The sequence below is a fragment of the Nostoc sp. genome (genome assembly GCF_036917975.1).
Taxonomy (GTDB): domain Bacteria; phylum Cyanobacteriota; class Cyanobacteriia; order Cyanobacteriales; family Nostocaceae; genus Nostoc.
Genome location: NZ_JBALEJ010000031.1, coordinates 19137 through 42519 on the forward strand (window position 1 = coordinate 19137; position 23383 = coordinate 42519).

Annotated in this window: 18 protein-coding genes and 1 tRNA gene; 8 read left to right on the forward strand and 11 right to left on the reverse strand. The window is 42.6% G+C overall.

Annotation, left to right across the window (positions count from 1 at the left end; translation table 11 throughout):
• Positions 1–2: 2 nt before the first annotated feature.
• The 4 genes from V7K76_RS14355 to V7K76_RS14370 all read right to left on the reverse strand — a co-directional run bounded on the left by V7K76_RS14355 (position 3) and on the right by V7K76_RS14370 (position 5998).
• Positions 3–2192, reverse strand: coding sequence for a cation:proton antiporter (locus V7K76_RS14355; RefSeq protein ID WP_334953854.1), 2190 nt, complete (start codon positions 2190–2192; stop codon positions 3–5).
• Between the two features lie 380 nt (positions 2193–2572).
• On the reverse strand, positions 2573–3862 hold the full coding sequence (locus V7K76_RS14360) for a cation:proton antiporter (protein ID WP_334953853.1): 1290 nt from the start codon (positions 3860–3862) through the stop codon (positions 2573–2575).
• A 634-nt stretch (positions 3863–4496) separates the two neighbouring features.
• Positions 4497–4931: a hypothetical protein gene (locus V7K76_RS14365; protein ID WP_334775350.1), complete on the reverse strand. Its 435-nt coding sequence runs from the start codon at positions 4929–4931 to the stop codon at positions 4497–4499.
• A gap of 320 nt (positions 4932–5251) precedes the next feature.
• Entirely contained in the window at positions 5252–5998 is a 747-nt protein-coding gene (locus V7K76_RS14370) for a GDSL-type esterase/lipase family protein (RefSeq protein WP_334775349.1), read from the reverse strand.
• 82 nt (positions 5999–6080) lie between these two features.
• Here V7K76_RS14370 and V7K76_RS14375 point away from each other — a divergent pair, with 82 nt between their 5' ends.
• Positions 6081–6224: a hypothetical protein gene (locus V7K76_RS14375; RefSeq protein WP_335029817.1), complete on the forward strand. Its 144-nt coding sequence runs from the start codon at positions 6081–6083 to the stop codon at positions 6222–6224.
• 2 nt (positions 6225–6226) lie between these two features.
• Here the strand turns inward: V7K76_RS14375 and V7K76_RS14380 are convergent, their stop codons facing one another.
• The 5 genes from V7K76_RS14380 to hisF form a co-directional block, all read right to left on the reverse strand.
• Complete coding sequence (locus tag V7K76_RS14380; RefSeq protein ID WP_334775348.1) at positions 6227–6790, reverse strand: Uma2 family endonuclease; 564 nt, start codon at positions 6788–6790, stop codon at positions 6227–6229.
• Positions 6791–6853: 63 nt separating this feature from the next.
• Positions 6854–7171, reverse strand: coding sequence for a hypothetical protein (locus tag V7K76_RS14385; RefSeq protein WP_334775347.1), 318 nt, complete (start codon positions 7169–7171; stop codon positions 6854–6856).
• An 88-nt stretch (positions 7172–7259) separates the two neighbouring features.
• A tRNA-Ala gene (locus V7K76_RS14390) sits at positions 7260–7332 on the reverse strand.
• A 97-nt stretch (positions 7333–7429) separates the two neighbouring features.
• Positions 7430–7621, reverse strand: a complete 192-nt coding sequence (locus tag V7K76_RS14395) for a hypothetical protein (protein ID WP_104905483.1) — start codon at positions 7619–7621, stop codon at positions 7430–7432.
• Between the two features lie 99 nt (positions 7622–7720).
• Positions 7721–8494 carry an imidazole glycerol phosphate synthase subunit HisF gene (hisF, locus tag V7K76_RS14400; RefSeq protein WP_334775346.1) on the reverse strand — a complete coding sequence of 258 codons (774 nt, stop codon included), beginning with the start codon at positions 8492–8494 and terminating at the stop codon, positions 7721–7723.
• Between the two features lie 219 nt (positions 8495–8713).
• On the opposite strand from hisF, the gene ruvB reads away from it, so the two are divergent.
• The 4 genes from ruvB to V7K76_RS14420 all read left to right on the forward strand — a co-directional run bounded on the left by ruvB (position 8714) and on the right by V7K76_RS14420 (position 14063).
• Positions 8714–9814 (forward strand): Holliday junction branch migration DNA helicase RuvB, encoded by a 1101-nt coding sequence (gene ruvB / locus V7K76_RS14405; RefSeq protein WP_334775345.1) that lies wholly within the window; start codon positions 8714–8716, stop codon positions 9812–9814.
• A 128-nt stretch (positions 9815–9942) separates the two neighbouring features.
• A complete protein-coding gene (locus V7K76_RS14410) occupies positions 9943–10746 on the forward strand; it encodes a tetratricopeptide repeat protein (protein WP_334775344.1) in 804 nt (267 codons plus the stop codon).
• 116 nt (positions 10747–10862) lie between these two features.
• The gene (locus tag V7K76_RS14415) at positions 10863–12137 is read left to right on the forward strand and encodes a glycosyltransferase (protein WP_334775343.1); all 1275 of its coding nucleotides are present in this window, start codon (positions 10863–10865) and stop codon (positions 12135–12137) included.
• Between the two features lie 654 nt (positions 12138–12791).
• Complete coding sequence (locus tag V7K76_RS14420) at positions 12792–14063, forward strand: glycosyltransferase (protein WP_334775342.1); 1272 nt, start codon at positions 12792–12794, stop codon at positions 14061–14063.
• Positions 14064–14275: 212 nt separating this feature from the next.
• Here the strand turns inward: V7K76_RS14420 and V7K76_RS14425 are convergent, their stop codons facing one another.
• The gene (locus tag V7K76_RS14425) at positions 14276–17197 is read right to left on the reverse strand and encodes a GAF domain-containing protein (RefSeq protein ID WP_334775341.1); all 2922 of its coding nucleotides are present in this window, start codon (positions 17195–17197) and stop codon (positions 14276–14278) included.
• A 251-nt stretch (positions 17198–17448) separates the two neighbouring features.
• On the opposite strand from V7K76_RS14425, the gene V7K76_RS14430 reads away from it, so the two are divergent.
• Positions 17449–18579 carry a quinone-dependent dihydroorotate dehydrogenase gene (locus V7K76_RS14430; protein WP_334775340.1) on the forward strand — a complete coding sequence of 377 codons (1131 nt, stop codon included), beginning with the start codon at positions 17449–17451 and terminating at the stop codon, positions 18577–18579.
• 137 nt (positions 18580–18716) lie between these two features.
• Here V7K76_RS14430 and V7K76_RS14435 read toward each other — a convergent pair whose 3' ends face one another.
• Positions 18717–19439, reverse strand: coding sequence for a hypothetical protein (locus V7K76_RS14435; RefSeq protein ID WP_334775339.1), 723 nt, complete (start codon positions 19437–19439; stop codon positions 18717–18719).
• Positions 19440–20090: 651 nt separating this feature from the next.
• Here V7K76_RS14435 and ftsH point away from each other — a divergent pair.
• Together ftsH and V7K76_RS14445 are read left to right on the forward strand one after the other, a co-directional pair.
• Complete coding sequence (gene ftsH / locus V7K76_RS14440; RefSeq protein WP_334775338.1) at positions 20091–22001, forward strand: ATP-dependent zinc metalloprotease FtsH; 1911 nt, start codon at positions 20091–20093, stop codon at positions 21999–22001.
• Positions 22002–22424: 423 nt separating this feature from the next.
• Complete coding sequence (locus V7K76_RS14445) at positions 22425–23339, forward strand: DUF928 domain-containing protein (protein ID WP_334775337.1); 915 nt, start codon at positions 22425–22427, stop codon at positions 23337–23339.
• The last annotated feature ends 44 nt before the right edge of the window (positions 23340–23383 follow it).

Genomic DNA, 23383 nt, shown 5'->3' on the forward strand with positions numbered 1-23383 from the left:
TCTCAATTCCTCAGTGTTGGCTCTTGACTGCTAATGTCAGGAAGCATGGAAGCTAGATGAGCGGTGACTTGACTGTAGCGGCGGGTAATCAGCAGAGAGGAGCAACATTGGATGACTAGTTGATCTGTATATCTTCCCAAGGTTTGACGCTCGATACCCCAAGTGCGGCTAGTACCAGCAATTGTCAAGTCTACATTTTTTGAGGCTTCGACTACTGTTTGGATTGCCTCTGGAGCCTGGACAATTTTGATTTCTATGCGATCGCGTACACTACTCGGTAATTGCTCCATCATGATGTCCAATTCGTAATTCAATTCATCTTTGAGGCGATTGTCGGGTAATACATGTAAAATCTGCAATGTACAAGTTTCATGATTGATTAGTAGTCTGAGGGCTAGAATCAGGGCTAAATCATCATGGATATTTGCAGAATAAGGTACTAATAAGCTTTCTAAGCGATCGCTTCCCCGGTCTAAAAATACTGCTACATCCACTGGTGCAGTGCTGAGAAGTTGACCGACTCTTCCACCTAAACGATTGCTACTAAAAGCTGGGCGATGCCATCCCACCAGAATTAAATCAACTTGCTCTAGTGCGGCTATCTGTGCGGTTTCCCGCGCGACATTGCTAGATATGCGAACGATGGGATGCACATGAGAGCGTGTTTCTAGCGGTTCGAGAGTATTAATCAATTGCTCTAGCTGCTGGCGGCGCTGGGCAATTAATCGGTCTGCTTCAACTGGTGTACTTTCAAAGGCATAATCTTCTTCAAATTCAATCAGGCTAAGAGGATTAACCACGGCGGGATGTCGGGAACTGAGAGCAATGCTGACTGCTAACTGTACCAAGCCTTTTTGGGTACTCGGATTAGCCACAGGCACTAAAATTCGGTAGGGACGAATGTAAGTGTCGGCATCATTAGCGCTTGTAGCTGCTTCTGCTTCTAACTCTGGCTCTATTACATCTAACCTGATCAGCTTCTTCGGATATGTCCATTCCAGCAGTGGCGAGGTCATGAATGTAGTTACCAATGCCATAATTACCAGCATGGTAAATATTAAGGGGGAAATTACCCCTAACTCTAAACCAATGTTTAGCACTATTAGTTCGGTCAAGCCGCGAGTATTCATTAACCAACCCAGTGCCGAGGCTTCCCGTTTATTAATGCCACTGACACGGGCTGCTACATAAGTGCCAATATACTTGCCTGCGATCGCCACTCCTAAAACCAACGCACACAAAAACCACAATTCGGGACGGTTGAGCAAGCCAATCTCTGTTCGTAAACCACTATAGGCGAAAAATATTGGTAGCAAAAAAATCAGGACAAAATCTTCCGTTTTGACTGCCAATTCCCGCACTAAATCTTCATTTTTGGGCATGGCTGCTCCCAGTAAAAATGCCCCAAAAATTAAGTGAATCCCAATTAGTTCGGTGATTAATGCCGACGCAACCACACCCATATAAATGCCAGCTAGCAGTAATTGGCTGAGTCGTCCCGCACGGAGGTAGTGTTTGGCAAGGCGTTGCAGAAACCAACGTCCCACCGTCAACATCAAGCCGATGTAAACTATACTGGCGATAATTGTGGGTATAGCACCAGCAAAGTTGCCAGTCCGAGCAACTGCGATCGCTACTGCCAACAAACACCAAGCTGTCACATCATCCACTGCTGCACAAGTTAACGCCAACGTTCCTAAACGCGTTCCTTGTAAATTGTTTTCAGTAATGATTCGCGCTAACACTGGAAAAGCAGTTATCGACATCGCCGCCCCTAAAAATAAAGCAAAGGCGGTGAAAGATACACTTGCATTGGAAACTAGGGGATAAAGTAGCACCGCTAGCAATGTTCCCAGAGAAAACGGCATTAAAATGCTGACATGAGAAGTTAAAACCGCTACTTCTAATTGTCCGGCGAGGTATTTGGGATTTAGTTCTAGCCCAATCAAAAACATGAAAAATATTAGTCCCACCTGAGACAAAACATTGAGAAAAGGAAAAGTTTCTGGTGGAAACAAGGTAACTGCTAGATGGGGAGCAACTAAACCAAATAAAGATGGGCCGAGCATAATTCCGGCGACAATTTCACCAATTACCAGAGGTTGCTTAATAGAACGGAATCCTAACCCTACTAAGCGTGAAAGTCCAATAACAATCAGCACCTCAACCAGAACGAGAACAACTATGTGCATGGTTTCCTCACAATTAACTATCTGGTTTCCCTAAGATAATTCTTTAAAAGACTGGGAAATGTCAAGCTTGTTAGATACAACCAAGAGTAATCTGTGCTTCGTGGTTATATGAATTATTGTTACGATACAGTTGCAGCCGTGAAATATGAATTCTGATGATTTTAGGAACTACATCTAAAATAACTTCCAAATTAACGATAGCAAGAAAATTAGCGTTATATGGTAATACTATTTAATTTGCTCTCCACCGCGAGGCTCAGATCCCCGACTTCTTGAAGAAGTCGGGGATCTTTTTTTGTAACTTATTTAGAATTGCTATCGCCAGAGTCAAAGCAGAGAATTACCTGATTACTAGGTAATTAATTTTGTATTTAATTTGCTTAAATGGAAGATTTTTCATAGCTTGTACCGTGCAAGAGAAAAGCAATTAGTGGTGATGCCATTAGGGTAGTAACGACTGCCATAATAACCATTATAGTGAATAAAGTTGGCGTAATTATACCTTGTTCTAGACCAATATTCAGGATGATTAACTCCATCAAACCACGAGCATTCATCAGAGCGCCGATAGTTGCTGATTCGCGCCAATTTTCCCCGCCCAATTTTGCAGCTAGCATACAAGCAACACCTTTACCCAGAATTGCGATCGCAATAATTAAGAGCGTAATTCCCCACAAAGTAGGTGTGTTTACCAATCCAATTTGAGTGTTCAGTCCAGAGAAGACAAAAAATATCGGTAACAAAAAAGAACTAGTTAAAAACTCCGTATATTGGCGAATTTGCTGGGCGAATTCTCCCCGTGGTGTGACTGCTCCCAACACAAAAGCACCGAATATTGCATAGATGCCTGTGACATCGGTAAACCATGCACAAAACATCAAAATTATCAACATTAAAGTCAGGGTTTGTCTGTTGACACCTGCATCGCGTTTCGTCATCCGCGTGAACGCTTTCAGTAGAGGTTGACCGAGAAAAATTGCAAATAGCACGTAGCAAATGCCACCACCAATTGCTAATATGGCAATGCTCAGAGAATTTTTGACGCTAGCAAGCACGATCGCTAGTAAACACCAGGCAACTCCATCATCTACCGATGCTGCACCCAAAGCCAAAGTACCGAAGCGAGTTTGTGCAAGACCGCGTTCGTAAAGAATGCGAGCTAACATGGGAAAAGCCGTAATTGTCATCGATGCACCCAGATACAGCGCGGCTGACCACGGCGTTACCTTTGGTTGAAAGAAATCACCATTGTGATAAAACCAAGAAGATGCGATCGCTCCTAAAATAAAAGGAGTAATAATTCCAGCAGCAGATAGCAAACTTGCACTTTTGATATGATGTTTTAACAGTTTAGTGTTGAACTCTAAACCAATTAAAAACATATAAATTACCAACCCAATCTGGCTAATAGCATATAAAATCGACATTGATGGATTGGGTATCTTGAGTCCGACAGCTGTAATGATGGGAAGCTTAGGAAACAGCCATTGCTGAAAACTTGGTGCAATTAATCCTAAAAGCGATGGCCCTAGCATGACACCTGCAATCATTTCGCAAACAACATCAGTTTGACCAAGATAGCGGCGTCCTAAAATCGTGACAATGCGACAAGTAGCTAAAATAACTGTGAGTTGCAGAAATAGCTGAATAACCAGATCAAAATTTGACATTATACTTCCTTAATTTGCGTCTCTGCATTGAAGAATCTCCCCCGACTTCAAAGCTTGTCCTGTTTTTTTATATACAGCAGGGAATAGGGAACTCTTAACTGAGGTGAAACTCTATTGATATATGGCTTTGTGCTTAGAATTTGTACCTCACTTACCTGCAATCTGCTGTATGACTACTACATCAGCACAAGTGTCACGTCGCTTCTCTACGAGACGCTGCGCGAACGCTCCGAATTCAAAATTCAAAATTCAAAAATAATGATCCCCATAAATAAATTTAGGGGCTTGTATCCTTTTCGTTTTCGGTCAATTTGGGAAATATCACATAGCTGTTTTTAATTTGATTAGATGTAATAGGCAATGCGCTGCTTTGGTTTTCAAAGTTGTAGCAACTACCATGTTGTTCTGAGAAACGCACACAACTGTACGTCAATACAACATATTGCATCCAAACTAAAAGCGCCATATATAATTTTTTATGATTTGTTACAGCCATTTGTGATTTATCACATTTTTCATCTATTTAAACCACAATCGGCTGTAAGTACGCATATACATGCGCCCCTACTTTACGGTTTAATTACCTGAAAATTACTGTAATTTTTGATTAAATTAGTTACGAATATTTAAGATATTACAACCATTCTCCACCCCGAAAACGCCAACGGAGAAAGATAATTCGCATCAGGCTTTGGGAAGTAATAAAAACTGCTAGCCACACGATACTATAGTGGAATAGAAAAGCTCCCACCAACAGTTCTTCCTTCGGTAAAGGTATTGGTAAAAAACCAAATAGTTTGACTCCACAAAACACAAACACCAATTCCCATATACCAGCTAAGAGTTGATAAACTGCGGGCCAATCTCTATCCCAACGAGATTTTTGCAGATAGTCATAAAGCACATCCCAGCCTAAGCCAAAGATGGCAACATAAGCAAGTATCCAAAAATAAACCGAGTTAGCACCAGGGCCAATCAAACCCATTGCAAAAGGCAAAGATACAAGTACGCCGACAGTTGCAAGTAATAATAATCGAGTTTGCCAACGTCCAAATAAAGTTGGTGTCATAGGAGTGCTGAGTTAGGAGTGCTGAGTTAAGAGTTAAGAGTTAGGAGTTAGGAGTTAGGAGTTATGAGTTATGAATAATATAGAGAAATTAGAGTTTTTATCAATAGATTTTGACTAGCTTCATTAAAAGTTTAGGAAGATTGTGGCGCTTTTTGCAAGGATCGCAAATACGACAATATTAACTAGTACAACACGGCGTAAATAAACCACCCATTTAAAATAGCTAGAAAGCTTACAAAATAAGCATTCTTTCTTTTTACTTTTGCCTTTTTACTTTTGCCTTCTTGTACTAGCCCCAAAGCACCAACACATTTATATTTTTAGGATGGTTTCAGGTGATAACCAAATTTAGAATGGTAAGCTGCATTGGCAAAGTTCATTGAAGGTATTGTCTCCCAATTGATTACATCTTCTAATAAAGCTTGATAACCAAGTGTATTGGGATGAAGACCATCTTCACTCAAGCGTTTGAGCCGCCAAGTTTCACCACGTTCTATCCACTGCTCAAAAATATCTAAATAGGGAATCTGCCGTTTATTGCAAGCAACTCGAGTTGCTTCTTTGTAGCGGTACTGATCGGCATGATTATAATACAAACAATCTAAAAATGGCATCTTGGTTTCATTCACTGGCACCATGCCCACAAATAATACAGGACAGAGTTGCTGTGCCAAATCTAGCAGAGAAGCAATTTCCTTTTCAAATACGGTAAAATCTGTGTAGCTTCGGCCATCAGGACGCGCCAACCGCGCTGAGTCGTTCACCCCTACTGATAAAATAATTAAATCAGGAACGCGATTTCGCAGTTCACCCCGATGACGAAATTCAACTTCTAGCCTTTGTGCCACTTGTTGCGTGCGATCGCCTCTTACCCCTAAATTATAAAGAATATGACCCGCACTATCCGGCAACATCCACCATCGCCGTAGTTGCTCGATCCAACCTCCTTTTTCCGGGTCGCCGAATCCATAAATTAAGCTGTCCCCCAGCGCGACAATCTTCATAGGCTGAAAGTGATTTGGTGGTACAGACAGCTGCATTGAGGAAGAAGCTAAAAATGTGTGCATTTAACAACTATATTTTATATCTTTACAAGATTCTATACATTTCTATACCATAGATGACTATCTTTAGTGTGCAAGCTATGGGGTGATTGCCACCTTCACAGGGGAATATCCCATTTCTTGCTGTGCAGTTGCACCAGACGGCGTGACAATTGTGGCAGGAGATACTTCAGGTAGGGTGCATTTTTTGCGTCTTCAAGGGATGAGAGAGGAATCAACGGAGAAGTAATTTTACCTGCCAAAGATTTCATTGACGGTAATGTTTACATTAGGGAAAGCTTTAATTGATAAAGTTTGACCGCTAGCGAACTTTTGCATAAGCTGATATCTTGCGGCTGTTGGTTGTTGATAAACTTCGACAACTTGATCGTTAATATCTACTAACCAAACTTCAATTATGTTTGCTTCTGCATATAAAGGAATTTTCTCTTCCCGGTCATACGAGATAGTCGAATCAGATACTTCAATTAGTAAAAAAATATCCTGGGGTTGGGGGTGCGCGGTGGCATAGAAATCATCACGGGGTTTGAGTAATGCCACATCTGGCTGAGGTTCTGAGTTATTGTTCAACGCAACTGGATTTTGAGCAGCAAGGATAACGCGTTTACCCAACAGCTGCACCAACAGATTAACTAGTCGATTTACACAAGCAGCGTGTTTTGTTCCAATAGGCGACATATTAATAATCTCTCCCCGAATCAATTCCACTCGGTCATCTTCTGTGAGAATCCCCGACTCAACCATCTTATGATATTGCTCAATTGTGAATTTCCGTCTTAGCAATTGTACAGTCATGATCACCTCTACTGTTGCCTTATCTTTTAATTATTCCTCACAATTATGAACTCACCACCCAAACTACCCACTGCAATCAATTCCAGAGGACATCCAACGGAGTTTGAGCAAATCATTCAAGAATAAAGCCAAAACTTTGTCGGTCGTGAATTTGTCTTCACGGCTATTAACAACTTTCTCCACCGAGATAACCAGGGTTACTTTACTGTCATTGGCGCACCCGGTAGTGGTAAAAGTGCCATCCTCGCCAAATATGTGACAAACAATCCTCAAGTTATTTATTAGAGTTCTTGCAGAAACAACAAATCGCTCTAAAAACTCATTACAGTCTTTATCATTCCAACTTTCGAGACTGGTTAGGTAGACAGCAAATAAAACCATTCGAGACTGGTTAGGTAGACAGCAAATAAAACCATCTAAAAAATTCCCTAACCCTCTCAATTAACTTAGAGAATTACGGTGTGAGGAATGGAGCTAAGCGGATTCGAACCGCTGACCCCCTCAATGCCATTGAGGTGCGCTACCAACTGCGCTATAACCCCTTAAAATCCATTATATATAATGGCCTAATTATTAGAACTTTGTCAAGCTTTTTGTAGAAACTAAATTTTAAATATCTTCTCTAGCACTCAGCATTGTCTACGACACTCTCAATAAGTAGGTCATGCAGTGCCCCATCAAAAAGTAAACTACTAACATGGCAGCAGCAGCCAGAGCAACTAATGTACCAGCCAACATTAAAGAAAATTCTTTACTCTCGTAGGCTTTTTCCATTAAGTGCAGCGACCACGCTACCAGGGCTACATCAAAAAGTAAAATAGGAAGCAACATATTTCTTAATATTTGTTAATACTTGTAAAATAATATTAACACCCTTTTAGGGAAGTGTGTCTAACCTTAGATGGATGTCATTAAATGAAAAATGTTGGATCAAGATAATGTTCTGACCGGCACATTGCGATCGCACAAGTAACTTTTAATTTCTGCTACGCTTAATTGTCCGTAATGTAACAGAGATGCGAGTAATGCTGCTTCCGCTTTGCCTTCAGTTAGGGCAGTGTAGATATGTTCACAATTACCTGCACCACCAGAAGCAATGACTGGGATTTCTACAGCATCAGCGATTGCCCGTGTAATCTCTATGTCATACCCGGCTTGGGTTCCATCAGCATCCATACTTGTGATTAGCAGTTCTCCGGCCCCCCGTTTTTCAACTTCTTGTGCCCAAAGTAGGGCATCTAAGCCTGTATTTTCCCTGCCACCCCGCACATACACATCCCAACCTGGATTTTCCGGGTTATTTCTGCGTCTAGCATCAATAGCAACAACTATGCACTGATTACCAAAGCGATCGCTGGCCCGATTAATCAAGTCTGGTTCCCGCACTGCCGCAGAATTAATACTAACCTTATCTGCGCCGGCTCGTAACAAAGCTTTAACATTTTCTAAGGATTGAATGCCACCACCCACAGTCAATGGAATAAAGACCTGTTCAGCAGTTCGGTAGACTACATCTAAAATTGTAGCTCGGTCTTCATGAGTAGCTGTAATATCCAGAAATACTAACTCATCAGCACCGGCTTCGTTGTAAACCTTGGCCAGTTCTACCGGATCGCCTGCATCTTGGAGATTAACAAAGTTAACTCCTTTTACAACCCGTCCCGCCTTGACATCTAAGCACGGTAAGATTCTTTTAGCTAACATAATAACTTTTGTACTTCTGGGTAATTGACCGGAATTTAAATTTTAAATTGGCGCGGGTATTCTCTAACGAAAATTTTCATGGATATTGGGCATTGGGCATTGGGCATGGGTTATTTTCCTTCCTCATCTCCCTGATCTCCCCCAATCCCTAGTCCCCAATCCCCAGTCCCCAGTCCCCAGTCCCCAGTCCCCAGTCCCTTAACAATAGATAGCTGAATTATGGCGATAATCTCATCGAAAAAACAACCTCCAGAACCCAATGGAGAACCAAAGCAGCGTCGAGAGTCTGTGAAAGCACCATCCACAGAAAATATTTTGAAGCCGGAAGCTGCTATTGATGAGCAAGAACAGCAAGAAGAAGGTATTCGCCCACACCGATTTGCTGATTACATTGGGCAAAAAGATTTAAAGGATGTGCTAGATATTGCCATCAAAGCAGCTAAGTCTCGTGGTGAGGTGTTGGATCACCTACTGTTATATGGGCCGCCGGGATTGGGAAAAACCACAATGGCAATGATTTTAGCATCGGAAATGGGGGTAAATTACAAAATTACCAGTGCGCCAGCCCTAGAACGTCCACGGGATATTGTCGGGCTACTGGTAAACCTGAAGCCAGGTGATATTTTATTTGTGGATGAAATTCATCGCCTCTCGCGGATGACAGAGGAAATTCTCTATCCGGCAATGGAAGATTATCGCTTAGATATTACCATTGGTAAGGGTTCTAGCGCTCGAATCAGAAGTTTGCCGTTGTCAAAGTTTACCTTAGTAGGGGCTACAACGCGTGTAGGTGCTTTAACTTCACCACTGCGCGATCGCTTTGGTTTAATTCAAAAACTCCGATTTTACGAAGTTGACGAACTGACTAAAATTGTACTGCGAACCGCTCAGTTACTCAAAACCCCGATCACAGAAGATGGTGCCACAGAAATTGCCCGACGTTCACGGGGAACGCCACGGATTGCAAATAGGCTACTAAAGCGGGTACGTGATTATGCGGAAGTAAAAATATCTGGAGAGATTAATGAAACCATTGCATCCGAAGCATTGCAACTATTCCAAGTAGATCCTTGCGGTTTAGATTGGACAGACCGCCAGATGCTAAGTGTGATAATTGAACAATTTAATGGCGGGCCAGTGGGATTAGAAACAATGGCAGCAGCGACGGGTGAAGATACTCAAACAATTGAAGAGGTATACGAACCTTACCTGATGCAGATTGGGTATTTAACTCGGACTCATCGGGGCAGGATGGCGACCAAGGCTGCATACAAGCATTTAGGATTCACGCCGCCTAATGAACAGTTGTCATTATTGTAATTATGGGCATTGGGCAATTCAATTTTGGATTTTGGATTGACAATTTTGGATTGAATTCCAATCTAAAATCCAAAATCTAAAATCTAAAATTCTTACTCCCCATCTTCAAGATAAACAGGTAAACCTAGATGATTAAGTTGATTGGTATTTTTCTCAGTCTGTTAATTGTGTTTGGCTGGGGTACACCAGTTATGGCACAATCTCAAGCGCCTATTACTCAAGAACAGTTAAAACAAGGCGATGAGTGGGCCAATCAAGCATTTGCCGCGACGAATCAAGGTGATTTTGCGACGGCTGAAACTTACTGGACAAAGATTATTGAGCAATTTCCTACTAATGCGGGGGCGTGGAGTAACCGAGGAAATTCGCGGGTCAGCCAGAATAAGTTACAAGAAGCGTTGGCAGATTATAACAAAGCCATTGAACTAGCGCCGAATGTTACCGATCCTTATTTGAATCGAGGGGCGGCGTTGGAAGGGTTAGGAAAATGGGACGATGCGATCGCAGATTATAATCATGTCTTAGAACTCGATCCTAAGGATGCGATGGCGTATAACAATCGCGGTAATGCCAAAACAGGTTTAGGAAAATGGGAAGATGCGATCGCAGATTACAAAAAATCTAATGAGATAGCCCCGAATTTTGCCTTCGCCCGTGCTAACTACGCCCTCGCCCTTTATGAAACTGGTCAAAAAGAGCAAGCAATTCGCGAAATGCGAAATATCGCCCGTAAATACTCCAAGTTTGCTGATGTGCGTGCCGCCCTCACCGCTGCATATTGGGTAAATGGAGAACAAGGTGAAGCCGAAAGCAACTGGGTAGCAGCCTATGGATTGGATAGCCGCTATAAGGATATTGATTGGGTAAAAAATATCCGCCGTTGGCCTCCCAGCCTAGTTACAGCTTTAGATAAGTTCTTGAAAATCCAGTAGAGGCATTGATCGTGACATTAAATTGGTATTACAAGCCCCTAAATTTATTTATGGGGATCAATAATGCAAAAATTTTGAATTTTGAATTTTGAATTTTGAATTCGGAGCGAAGCGACGTGACTCATTTTGGTATCATCTGTCCTGGTGCAACAACTGGCCCCCTCAACACTATGCTTCCCTTGGGGCAGGAACTTCAACGGCGTGGGCATCGCGTCACTCTCTTTGCAACACTTGATTCTCAACCTAAAGCACTGGCAGCAGGAATAGAATTCCAATCAATTGGTGAAAAAGATTTTCTCCCTGGCTCAACAGCAGAATCCTTTGGCAAATTAGGTCAACTGCGTGGATTTGCTGCGTTTCGATACACTATTGAACTGCTAAAGCATATTTCATCTGTGACACTCCAAGAGGCTCCAGCAGTAATTAAAGCAGCAGGCGTAGAAGCATTGCTAGTAAACCAAAGTTCATTAGAAGGAGGGACAATTGCCGAGTTTCTCAAAATTCCTTTCATTACTGTGTGCAGCGCTGTGGTGCTAAATCGAGAACCTAGCATTCCTCCTTTTTTCACAACTTGGAAGTATAGCCCAGCTGCGTGGGCACGCTTACGCAACGAAATAGGTTACACGTTAGTTAATAGCGTCGTCAAACCAGTTAAAGATTTGATTAATGAATATCGTCGAGAGTGGAAATTACCCCTGTACTCTAGTCTTGAAGATACCAACTCTCCACTGGCTCAAATAAGTAATGCACCTGCTGAGTTTGAATTTCCCAGGGAAGAATTAGCCCCTTGGTTCCATTTCACCGGAAGCTACCATACTTCAGCTAGTCGAGCAACTGTTTCTTTCCCTTATGAAAAATTGACGGGGAAACCGTTAATTTACGCTTCAATGGGAACATTGCAAAATCGTCTGATTTGGGTTTTTCAGACTATTGCTTCAGCTTGTGAAGATTTGGATGTTCAGTTAGTGATTTCTCTGGGAGGTTCTGCTAAACCAGAATCACTACCAGACTTGGCAGGAAATCCTTTAGTAGTTGAGTATGCACCTCAATTAGAAGTGCTGGAAAAAGCTACCCTCATGATTACTCATGCGGGAATGAATACAACAATGGAATGTGTGAAAAAAGGAGTGCCAATGGTGGCGATTCCAGTTGCTAATGACCAGCCAGGAGTAGCAGCGCGTATCGCTTGGACAGGGGCAGGTGAGCTTGTCACCCTCAAAAAGCTGAATGTTCCCAGATTGAAAAATGCTATCAAGGGGGTATTGACAGAAGAATCTTATAAACAGAATGCTCTCAGATTACAAGCAGCTACTCACGCTGCTGGAGGGGTAAGCCGAGCCGCTGATATTATTGAGCAGGCTGTTTCTACCGGCAAGCCTGTCTTGGCTTAAATAATTCGTAATTCGTAATTCGTAATTCGTAATTAAGTTTTGTGACGGGGATTTAGACCCCGACCCAAAACTTGCCGGTTATTGAACCGGGGGATTTAAACCCACGGTACTCGGTTAAACACAATAACAATTCAAAATTCAAAATTCAAAATTAAAGAAATTTCAGACAGGGATTTAGCGAGAAACGCGGTCTTGGGATGCATCCCAAGTGGAGCGATTTCTCAAGACAAACCCCAACTGAAATGGGTGCTACATGTAGATTGCAGGTTCTTAAACCCTTTAATTTACGATAATGAGAATGAAATTGATGATCAACTCGGACTCGTTTTATCCATCCCAATTTCCTGACCGAATTTTAGATTTTAAATTTTGGATAATGGAATTGAAGATTCAAAATTCAAAATTTAAAAAGGTCTCAGAGCAAGCGAATTTAAACGCGAGAATAAATCTAAAATCCAAAATCTAAAATTAAATTACAAGCCCCTGACTTCAGGCATGGGGTAAATCTAAAATCTAAAATCCAAAATTGTGTGACCGGATTCTTTGAACATCCTTATATTCTCAGCAAGTTGAAGTCACTCAGCAAAAATTTTTTCTTTGCCTATATAACTGTTTTCTGGTATACATCATTGTAAATATACAGAAACAGTATTTATGACTCATTTTGGGCTGATCTGTCCAGCAACAACTGGTCATCTCAACACTATGCTCCCCTTGGGTAAAGAACTTCAAAAGCGGGGTCATCGCGTCACCTTATTCGGTATACTTGATGCTAAATCCAAGACACTAGCGGCAGAGTTAGAATTCCAATCCGTTGGTGAATCTGAATTTCCCACTAGAGCGATCGCTGAATCGATAACTCAGTTAGGTAAACTGAGTGGACTCGCCGCAATGCAATATACCGTCAACTTTCTTAAAGATCAGGCGGCTGTTATGCTCAGAGATGCACCAGCAGCAGTCAAAGAAGCAGGTGTGGAGGCACTTTTAGTAGATCAAGTTTCACCAGAGGGAGGTTCTGTTGCAGAATTTCTGGGCATTCCTTTTATTACAGTTTGTAGTGCTGTGGTACTGAATCGAGAACCGAGCGTCCCACCTTATTTTAAAACCTGGGGCTACAATCCAGCCTGGTGGGCGCGATTACGTAACCGAGCCGGCTATACATTGCTGAGTCGCACCGTAAAACCCATTACAGGGGTAATCAATCAGTATCGCCAAGAGTGGAAATTGCCCCCACAGTTTAGTTCTAACGATCGCTATTCCCAACTAGCTCAGATTAGTCAACAGCCTACACAATTGGAATTTCCAAGGGAAAATTTGCCCCAGTGCTTCCATTTCACAGGCCCTTATCATAGTCCAATTGGTCGGGAACTTCCTGATTTCCCTGATGAAAAATTGACCGGACAACCATTGATTTACGCCTCAATGGGGACTTTACAAAATCGCCTATTGGGAATTTTCAAGTCTATTGCAGAAGCTTGTAATGATTTGGATGCCCAACTAGTAATTTCGTTAGGTGGTTCTGCAACTCCAGAGTCTCTGGGAAGCTTGCCGGGAAATCCTCTGGTAGTTGGTTATGCACCCCAATTGGAATTGCTTAAAAAAGTGTCTCTCACCATTACTCATGCAGGTATAAATACTACTTTAGAGTCCCTAAACAATGGCATACCAATAGTAGCAATACCAATTGCTAATGACCAGCCAGGAGTAGCAGCACGTTTGGCTTGGGCTGGTGCTGGTGAAATGGTACCGCTTGCTCGCTTGACTGTTCCCAAGTTGCGAAATGCTGTACAAAAGGTGTTAATGGAAGATTCTTATAAAAAAAATGCACTTAGGTTACAAGAGGCGATTCAACTAGCCGGTGGTGTGAGTCGAGCCATTGATATTGTGGAACAGGCTGTTTCTACAGGGAAGCCTGTTTTGGCTTAAGAGAACTCCACAGAATGATTGCTCTAAAAGCTGTCATTGCGAGCGAAACGGAGTGTAGCAAAGCAATCCCAAGATTTTGCGGTTGCTTCATTTCGCTTCCCTTCGGGACGCTTCGCGAACGCTCCATACCCTTCGGGTTCTCCGAAGGAGTACGCAATGACAATTGGGCATTTCTTTTTGTGGAGGTCCCTAAGAAAATTCTGATGAAACATTTAGGAGTCATGAACAGCTAAGGGCAAAAGTAAACGGTTAACGACTCGATTATCTGGTAATTGATAAAAATTCAACTCTCCTCCTAGTTCCTGCATGAGATTTTGGCAGATCAGTAGATGCAAAGCTGGTGGTTGATCGAGGTTGGAGGGAGCAAGTATATCTTTTGGTCTATGATTGTGTAGTTCCGTGAGTAGCTGTGGTTCGATCGCACCGTTATATGTGATCGACAATTCTAGGGATGTCTGACGATCAGCCCCTCCAGTTGTAGAAGAATGCTTTGTATCTGAGGATTTTGACGCATCTAAACGGCGACACCAAATATCAATTCTGCCGCCGACTTGAGAACGGTTACAGGCAGTAAGCAATAATTCATGGATAACTAATTCAATTTTGACAATATCACCAGCGATCGCCATTGCAGATTGAGCGCTGGAGGTAGGAACGCCTCTGACTAATGAAGAATTCTTGGGTGATTCTTGCTCGTTAATTGATTGTCCCAAGCCATGTACGCCAATCCATAGCTTTTGTTGTTTAAGTAAATTATCGATGCGTTCGAGCGATCGCTTCAGTAAACTGGCTATGGACATAGTTTCCCAATTTATATGTAGCTGCCAGTTCTCAAGTTTTAACATTCCACTCATAGAGGTGGCTGTATGGTCTAACTGCCGCAGCAATAGCTGGTAGCGCATCTGAGTTAGTTCATTAGCAGGAATGCCCAAATAATGTATTTGTTTCAGGGAATGGGCCGTTATTCTTTGAATTTCTTCTAGACGACGATGTTTGTACCAATTAAGTTGTCGTAATTCTTCTGTTGTAGATTCTAAAAGTCGGGTAATTTGCTTTTCACGTCGCCACCAGGCTAATTGAGAAATCAGAGTTGCTGTTGCACTGAGGTTTTGTTCTGACCAGCGACGCTGTTGATAGTCTACTAACAAAACTACACCAGTGATTTCATAATGAGCAGTTGTACGTAATGCCATTACCAAAATTTGACTTTTGTCTGGAACATTCAACCATTTCCGGGTTTCCGGGGGTAAATTATCCGCCTTCAAAGTCAGGTAATTCTCTGTAGCAAGTGCCCACTGAATTAAGGCTTCAGCCTGGATCAGAATAGATGCCTCAGAAAAAATCCCAAATTGGCTATTGTCAACCACTCCAGGGATAATTTCTGCCCAACTTTGACCAGGTGCCCAGGATAGCATTATCGCTAGGGGACAACCCAAAATTGATGCTATTTGTTCGAGTGCTGCACTTCCTAAATGCTTTTTTTCGACCTCGATGCTGTTCTGAGATTGTGTCAGGATGCGTAAGCATTGCTCAAAAGCCTGGGAAGTTTTTTGCTGTTGGGTGGTGCGGTTATGTAATTGCCACTGACGAACAATTACCCCAATCTGTTGACTAACGACCCACAGCAATTCCTTTTCCAGAGTTGTCCAAGAACGATTGGTTTCGTGAGTGATAACTAAAAGTGGTGCTGGTATCTGACCGTGAGTGCATTTACAAATAAGTAGCGATCGCACACCATTCTCTAACAACGAGGGTCGCCAGTTAAAAAAGCGTAAATCTTCATCTAAGTTTTCAATTTCTACCGCTTGAGTTGAACGTTGCAAAAGTTGCCCATCTAATTCTTTGAGGGTACTGAGGGTAAATGTCAATGGTCGGCGATTATGGGGCTGGCTTTGATAAATAAATTGATAATTATTTTGCTCAGAGTCATACTGCAACAGCAAAAAGCGGGTGGCAGCTAGTCGAGCTAAAACTCTTTTAGCACAACTTTGTAAAGTTTCCTGGAGGTCATTTTCGCTATAAATACCTTGGGCAACTTGGCTAGTCAGTTGGGCATCCTCTTGAATCTGTTTGATCGTGGCTTCCATGTTTTCGGTAGGTGCAACGAGGGAAATTAAACCAGCAACACCCTGGACGAAATTTCTGTCTGTGTCCTTCCAGATGCGCGGTTCATTGCTTTCTACCGCCAAAAAACCGACTAAATTTTTTTGCCAGATAATTGGAGCTGCCAAGAGTGATCGCACCTTTAATCGTTGCAGCAATTTTGCCGTCAAATGGCTCTTTAAGGAACTGCGGGCATCACCAATGGAGACAATTTGGTTAACTGCCAAAGCATAATAAAAATCGCTCAACTCCTGTACAGTAATTCCTGCTGATTGCTGAGTGCTAGAATTGCGATCGATTTTAACCAGCTGATTGCTCATCCGACACCAAAAGTAGCGCCCTTCCCGCTCAAACCAATAAACATTTGTCCGGCTGGGGGAGACAAATTTATGAGTTGCTTGTACTGCTGCTTCAAGTTTTTGATTCAGATTACTGAGGTTGCGTAAATTTTCTAGCAGTTCTAATAATGGCTCGTCGCTTCGCGTGGTTTGCTTTTGCTGCTTAAGCATCTCATTTTGATAAAGCACTGCCCCCAGCTCACCTAAAACCATCATCAAACGTGCTTTTGTTTCTCCTGTGAGCAGGTAGCCCCAGCGTTCTGAACCCAATAACACCAAGCCTAAGCAACGGTCTTTATAGCGAATTGGTAAAATGACCGTTCCCTGGATGTGGAATTTTTCGGCAACTTTGTGCCATTCGGTGGCGCGGATTTCTGTTTGTAAATCAGCTACGCCCAAAGGATGCTGTTCAATTACTACTTGCTCTAATAAATCCCCAGGACTGAGAACTACCCTTTGCCGTAAAAAGCTATGATCGCGATCGGGTGTCATGCCCCCTTGGCCAAATAATATGTGATTCCGGCGATCGTAAAGAGCAATCCAAATCAGTCTGTAGTCAAACTGTTCTTTGAGATAAGAAATAGTAGTTTCAATCAGAACGTCAACATCATCTTCTTCTCTAAGGCTCTGGAGGACGCGCCCCAAAGAGAGGATCTGCTGTTCGGCGGCTATAGGTTTTTGCGGCTGCCCCATCTGATTTATTGGTTAACATAACTTGTAATATATAGGATGCCCAGAAAAGCACCCTGAGTAATATTGCCACAAGTGCTGAATATTTAAATGGGGGCTAGGGATTAGGGACTAGTAGTCTGTCCCAAAAGTTTTGAGAGGTTAGTGGTGTTCAGATCCCCGACTTCTTCAAGAAGTCGGGGATCTACCAGCACGGCGGAATTAAAAAATTTCTTCCCCAATCCCCAGTACCCAATCCCCAGTACCCAAAACTAATGGATATTTATCAACTTGCCATTCGTCCGCTTTTATTCAATGTGGTAAAAACCGATTCAGAGTGGTTACACCAGCAGACGATTCGCAGTTTTAGCTGGCTATCGCAAACCCCTACTAGTTGGGTAAACCAACGCTTAAAGCAGTCTTTATGCCTGTACGATTCACGCCTAGAACAAAATTTATTTGGGCTAAATTTCCCAAATCCCGTAGGGTTAGCAGCTGGCTTCGACAAGGATGGAGTCGCTGCTGGCATTTGGTCTAACCTGGGTTTTGGCTTTGCAGAATTAGGAACTGTAACTTTTCACGCCCAACCAGGAAATCTGCGTCCTCGTTTGTTTCGCTTGCCGTTAGATAAAGCTGCTCTCAATCGGATGGGCTTTAATAACAGTGGAGCAGCAGTCATGGCAGCACTATTGGTACAAGAAAAACAGGAGTTAACCCACTTAATACCTATAGGGATAAATTTGGGTAAATCGAAGGTAACTCCCTTAGAAGCAGCCGCACAGGATTATCTCGATAGTTTTCGTTTACTCAAAGATTTGGGAGACTATTTTGTTGTTAATGTCTCTTCTCCCAATACACCAGGGTTACGATCGCTCCAAGATGCTTCTATGCTCAGTGCCATCTTGAATTTATTACAACAAGAAAATACTGCACAAAAACCAATTTTTGTCAAGATAGCACCAGATCTATCATGGGAAGCGATCGCTGACATTATAATTATTGCTAAAACCTACCAACTGGCGGGAATTATCGCCACTAACACCACCATCAGCCGTGATGGACTGAAAACCCAGGTAATTGACCAAACTGGCAAATCACCCCAGGATGAAGCAGGCGGAATTAGTGGTGAACCATTGCGCGATCGCTCCACTGAGGTAATTCGTTTTATTTGGCAGCAAACTCAAGGCCAAATCCCGATTATTGGGGTTGGTGGTATTTTTTCCTCAGAAGATGCTTGGGAAAAAATTACTGCTGGTGCTAGCTTGATCCAGGTTTATACAGGCTGGATTTACGAAGGCCCACTGATGGTACGCCGTATTTTAGCTGGTTTACTTTCCAAACTAGAACAAAGCGGATTAAATTCCATCAACGAAGCTGTGGGTTTAGAATTCAAAAATCAAAAGTAATTAATATTTTTGGTGTTGCTGAATCGAGGTATGAATTTGGATGTAGAGACGTTGCATTGCAACGTCTCTACAAGGGTTTTGAAATAACGCAAAATTATTTTTCATACCGCACTCAGCAACACCATATTTTTGAATTATTATCCTTCTTCTTCCAGTGGGAAAAACTCTTTAGTTTTTTCCGAGTATGACCAGGCAATGCCATCAGGGTCTTTGCTACGACTCCACTCAGGAAATTCTGGATCGTTTCGCCGTTTATAAACTGTGCTGGAATAGACATTTAGCCGTTTAGCAAGTTCAGATTGGATGAGAGAGCCAAAAATTAACTGTTTTTCTAGCGATCTTTGAGCTTCCTCATGTGTTTGCTTTGGAAGTGATTCGGTTTCTGGTTCTTCCTCCTGTGGCGTTGGTGGTGCTAAGAGCGAACGCGCAGTTTTAGTAACCGTTGGAGCAGTAAGTTCTTTAACAGGCTCACTACTGTCAAGAATATTGCCGAGAATACTGGCAGTTATAAAGTAATAAGATTGCCCCGATTCTTTGGAGTTAACTATACTTGCACCAAATTCCGAGGCTTTACCATCCAAGTAGCGTTTTGCCGTTGTTCCGGGAAAATTGCCCTTGATTGCCAAGTCCATTGGCGTAAGTCTGCCTTGATTTTCGCGAACTAATTGATGAAAAATTGGGTTAACTCGTACAGTCCACTGTTGCCATTGATATTCCTGCCAAACCTTGAAGCCAATTGCCAGCACAATTAGCGCTAGTAAAATTCTCCAAGTGGCAACTAGGAAAATAATCAAAAACGAGATGGGCAAAAGTAGAACGAGAAAAGTCTTGCCGTTATCTTCTATGGGTTTCTCACTCATGCCGATTTTTGCCAAGTGAATTTTGGGAAATAATATTATATTGGCAAAAATTGAGACACTTTTTTGTATCTTTTGGCAAAGTTGCGGCAAAATTGTTGGCAAAACCTTTATTCGGCTGTGTTATCGGCTTATCGAACAGAATTCAGTAGTCAGGAGTCAGAATTCAGAATGAATTTTGACCGAAAAAGCGGATAGCGCAGCGTTAGCGAGTATTCGATAGCGGAGCGGTAGCGAGCCTTCGAGCGTCGCGTCTGAATAACCGGCGTTTTTGCACCCCCACCAAATCGTAGATTTGGTGGTCAACAAGAAAGTCGCGGATCTGAATCCCCGATTGATAGCGCAGCGTCTCGTAGAGAGGAACGAGCGTCTTGATTCTGACCGGAGGCGGAGCGTCTCCGGCTCCGCTCCTGAATTCTGACTTCTGAATTCTTCTTCAATACCTTTCTGCTTATCTACGGCAGGCTACGCCTACGCAGTGGGAGCAATCCAGGTTGCTCAACTTTATAGAATAGCCGATAGAAAATTGGGAATGGTTTTATCTGGAAGTTAGACTAGATAAGAAAAGTGTAATTTCCAGTTATTACAATTTTTAATAGAAGAATAGGCATAAACCATAGCTCAACTTGTGCCAGCAGACAAAGGGTAATTATTATGACAAACTTGGGAAAAAAAGCATTGATAAAAAAGCAGTCCTCGAACCGCAGCGCTTGGATTGATGCGTTGGCAAAGCCCGCCGTAGGCATCGCTGCTAGTTTGATTATGTTGCCAGGAATTTTCGCTAGTACTCCTGTCATGGCACAAAAAGCAGAAACCACCTCTCTAAACTATGGCGACTTGATCAAAAAAGCGAAGGCGGGAGAAATCCAAAAAGTAGAGCTTGACGAAACCGAACAGCTAGCAAGGGTTTATCTCAAGGGGCAAAAGGATGATGCACCACCGCAACAGGTGAGACTTTTGGTGCAAAATACAGAGTTAATTAACATTCTCAAAGAGAAGAATGTTGATTTTGGTGAGGTTTCCTCTGCTAACAGTCGAGCTGCTGTTGGACTGTTGATTAATTTGATGTGGATTTTGCCACTGGTGGCTTTAATGTTATTGTTCCTCCGACGCTCTACCAATGCTTCTAGCCAAGCGATGAATTTCGGCAAATCCAAAGCCCGCTTCCAAATGGAGGCAAAAACTGGAGTGAAATTTGAAGATGTCGCCGGCGTTGAAGAAGCTAAAGAGGAACTCGAAGAGGTTGTTACTTTCCTGAAACAGCCAGAAAGATTTACTGCTGTAGGCGCACGGATTCCCAAAGGAGTGCTGTTAATTGGCCCTCCTGGTACTGGTAAAACTTTACTAGCAAAAGCGATCGCCGGGGAAGCAGGTGTACCATTCTTCAGTATTTCCGGTTCGGAATTTGTGGAAATGTTCGTTGGTGTGGGTGCGTCTCGTGTGCGTGACCTCTTCAAAAAAGCCAAAGAGAATGCTCCTTGCCTAATATTTATCGATGAAATTGATGCAGTCGGTAGACAACGGGGCGCTGGTATCGGTGGCGGTAATGATGAGCGCGAACAAACCCTCAATCAACTGCTCACCGAAATGGATGGTTTTGAAGGGAACACAGGCATCATTATTATTGCTGCCACTAACCGCCCAGATGTTTTAGATACAGCGTTACTCAGACCAGGACGCTTTGACAGACAAGTGATGGTAGATCCACCCGATCTCAAAGGGCGACTAGAAATTTTGAAAGTCCACGCCCGGAACAAGAAAATTGATCCTAGCGTATCATTAGAAGCGATCGCTCGCCGCACTCCTGGTTTTACTGGCGCAGACTTAGCCAACTTACTCAACGAAGCCGCCATTCTCACCGCGAGAAGACGCAAAGAAGCTATCACCATTTTAGAAATTGATGCGGCTGTAGATCGAGTTGTTGCAGGTATGGAAGGTACTGCCTTAGTAGACAGCAAGAGCAAGCGCTTGATTGCCTATCATGAAGTTGGACACGCTTTAGTGGGGACATTGCTTAAAGACCACGATCCTGTGCAGAAAGTGACATTAATTCCACGAGGACAAGCACTCGGATTAACTTGGTTTACTCCCAACGAAGAACAGGGGTTAATTTCCCGTTCTCAACTTAAATCCAGGATTACTGCTACTTTGGGTGGTCGCGCCGCCGAGGAAATCGTTTTTGGCAAGCCAGAAGTGACCACAGGTGCTAGCAATGACTTGCAACATGTGACAGGGATGGCGCGGCAGATGGTGACACGCTTCGGGATGTCAGAATTAGGCCCATTGTCACTAGAAAATCAGAGTGCAGAGGTATTTTTAGGACGCGACTGGATGAATAAATCAGACTATTCTGAGGAAATTGCCGCCAAAATTGATTCACAAGTACGCGAAATTGTCAGCAATTCTTACATCAAGGCCAAAGAACTGTTGCAAGAAAACCGCATAGTTTTGGAGCGTTTAGTCGATTTGCTAGCTGAACAGGAAACAATTGAAGGCGATTTATTCCGTAAAATTGTTGCCGATCACGTTCAGGTAGCCGATGAACAATTGGCTGTACCTCATTAGAAATAATGTAGAGACGTAGCACTGCTACGTCTCTACAAGGGTTCTGGATAACGCATATTTAATTTCTGGAGATGGCTACTACACAAAAGTCAATAGTCTGTCAACTTTAGATGAGTGAAAATCTAAAGGTTCAGATTCCCGATTTTTTTAAGAAGTCGGGAAATTTTTTTGAAAAAAAGTTAGGGAACTCCAAGAAATAAATTATCCAATATTGTGGGGTGGGCATCCTGCCCGCCCAGTCCATATAGGGCGGACGAGACGCCCACCCCACAAGAGTTAATTAGATATTTTTTATTTGGAAGTCCCTTAGAAGGCTAACTCAGCCTTCCCAGAAAGTAGCACACCTCAAGTCTTGTCACTGTCAAGCTTACGCTATTGTATTATATATACCCAAACGATGTACTACAAATAGACATAAATATCATGAAACATAGATTTTGGGCAAGCTATCTGCTTGCTGCTTTAGCATTTCTCCCTTTCGAGCCTGTAAGTACTACTCAAGTCTTGGCAACGGAGTCAGTTTACCAACTAGCACAAGCTAAAGCAGATTACACCCAATATATGCTACTTGGTTATAATGAAACCAAACGAAGAAACTATAGAAAAGCTTTATTGAATTTTCAGCAAGCAGAACGCCTACGTCCTGGAGATAAATATGCTACTTCTGCAATTAGAAATGTTACAAGTTACATCCAACGCGGTAAAAATCGTATTGCCTTTGTTCCAGGTAGACCTGGTAGGGTCAGGTCAGCAGGAACACGGGGAAGTTGCTTTCAAGCTGGACAATATCTTATTCCCCTAACACCAACAGATAAGGAAGCTCAACGAACCACAGCAGAGCATCCCACATTTTTTTTCTACCTTCCTCAAACCTCTACAACAGTACAGGCACTAGAATTTGTTTTGCGGGATGGTGATAGCATTGACCCATTATATAAGGGAACTTTCAAACCTGTTGGGCAGAATGGTATTGTTAGTGTAAATATACCTGCCGATCAGCCATCTCTACAAATCGATAAAGAGTATAATTGGACTTTTTCGATGATTTGTGATACTAATAACCGCGATAAAGATTCTTATGTAGAAGGTACAATTGTGCGATCGCAAGATGAAAACCTATCTCTTCAGCTACAGCAACCAACTACAGACTTAGATCGTGCAGTTTTATTTGCCACAGCTGGATTTTGGGAAGATGCTTTAAGAACTTTAGCTAATTTACGCCGCCAGCGTCCTAACGATCCTGAAGTTGAGAAATATTGGGAAGATTTATTGAATTCAGTAGACATTAAAGAAGTTGTAAACAAGCCTTTATTGCCCTGTTGTACTGCCCAGAAATAAGTTAACAATTATTTAAAAACCTGGTTTTGATAGAGAAGCTGGGT

Bases quoted from the DNA above. Each gene is read 5' to 3' on its own strand.
- V7K76_RS14420 (WP_334775342.1), top strand. From the start codon at position 12,792: ATGACTCATTTTGGGCTGATCTGTCCAGCAACAACTGGTCATCTCAAC.
- V7K76_RS14445 (WP_334775337.1), top strand. From the start codon at position 22,425: ATGAAACATAGATTTTGGGCAAGCTATCTGCTTGCTGCTTTAGCATTT.
- ftsH (WP_334775338.1), top strand. From the start codon at position 20,091: ATGACAAACTTGGGAAAAAAAGCATTGATAAAAAAGCAGTCCTCGAAC.
- V7K76_RS14395 (WP_104905483.1), bottom strand. From the start codon at position 7,621: ATGTTGCTTCCTATTTTACTTTTTGATGTAGCCCTGGTAGCGTGGTCG.
- V7K76_RS14430 (WP_334775340.1), top strand. From the start codon at position 17,449: ATGGATATTTATCAACTTGCCATTCGTCCGCTTTTATTCAATGTGGTA.
- V7K76_RS14380 (WP_334775348.1), bottom strand. From the start codon at position 6,790: ATGACTGTACAATTGCTAAGACGGAAATTCACAATTGAGCAATATCAT.
- V7K76_RS14410 (WP_334775344.1), top strand. From the start codon at position 9,943: ATGATTAAGTTGATTGGTATTTTTCTCAGTCTGTTAATTGTGTTTGGC.
- V7K76_RS14435 (WP_334775339.1), bottom strand. From the start codon at position 19,439: ATGAGTGAGAAACCCATAGAAGATAACGGCAAGACTTTTCTCGTTCTA.
- V7K76_RS14425 (WP_334775341.1), bottom strand. From the start codon at position 17,197: ATGGGGCAGCCGCAAAAACCTATAGCCGCCGAACAGCAGATCCTCTCT.
- hisF (WP_334775346.1), bottom strand. From the start codon at position 8,494: ATGTTAGCTAAAAGAATCTTACCGTGCTTAGATGTCAAGGCGGGACGG.
- V7K76_RS14355 (WP_334953854.1), bottom strand. From the start codon at position 2,192: ATGCACATAGTTGTTCTCGTTCTGGTTGAGGTGCTGATTGTTATTGGA.
- ruvB (WP_334775345.1), top strand. From the start codon at position 8,714: ATGGCGATAATCTCATCGAAAAAACAACCTCCAGAACCCAATGGAGAA.
- V7K76_RS14365 (WP_334775350.1), bottom strand. From the start codon at position 4,931: ATGACACCAACTTTATTTGGACGTTGGCAAACTCGATTATTATTACTT.
- V7K76_RS14385 (WP_334775347.1), bottom strand. From the start codon at position 7,171: ATGGTTTTATTTGCTGTCTACCTAACCAGTCTCGAAAGTTGGAATGAT.
- V7K76_RS14370 (WP_334775349.1), bottom strand. From the start codon at position 5,998: ATGCACACATTTTTAGCTTCTTCCTCAATGCAGCTGTCTGTACCACCA.
- V7K76_RS14360 (WP_334953853.1), bottom strand. From the start codon at position 3,862: ATGTCAAATTTTGATCTGGTTATTCAGCTATTTCTGCAACTCACAGTT.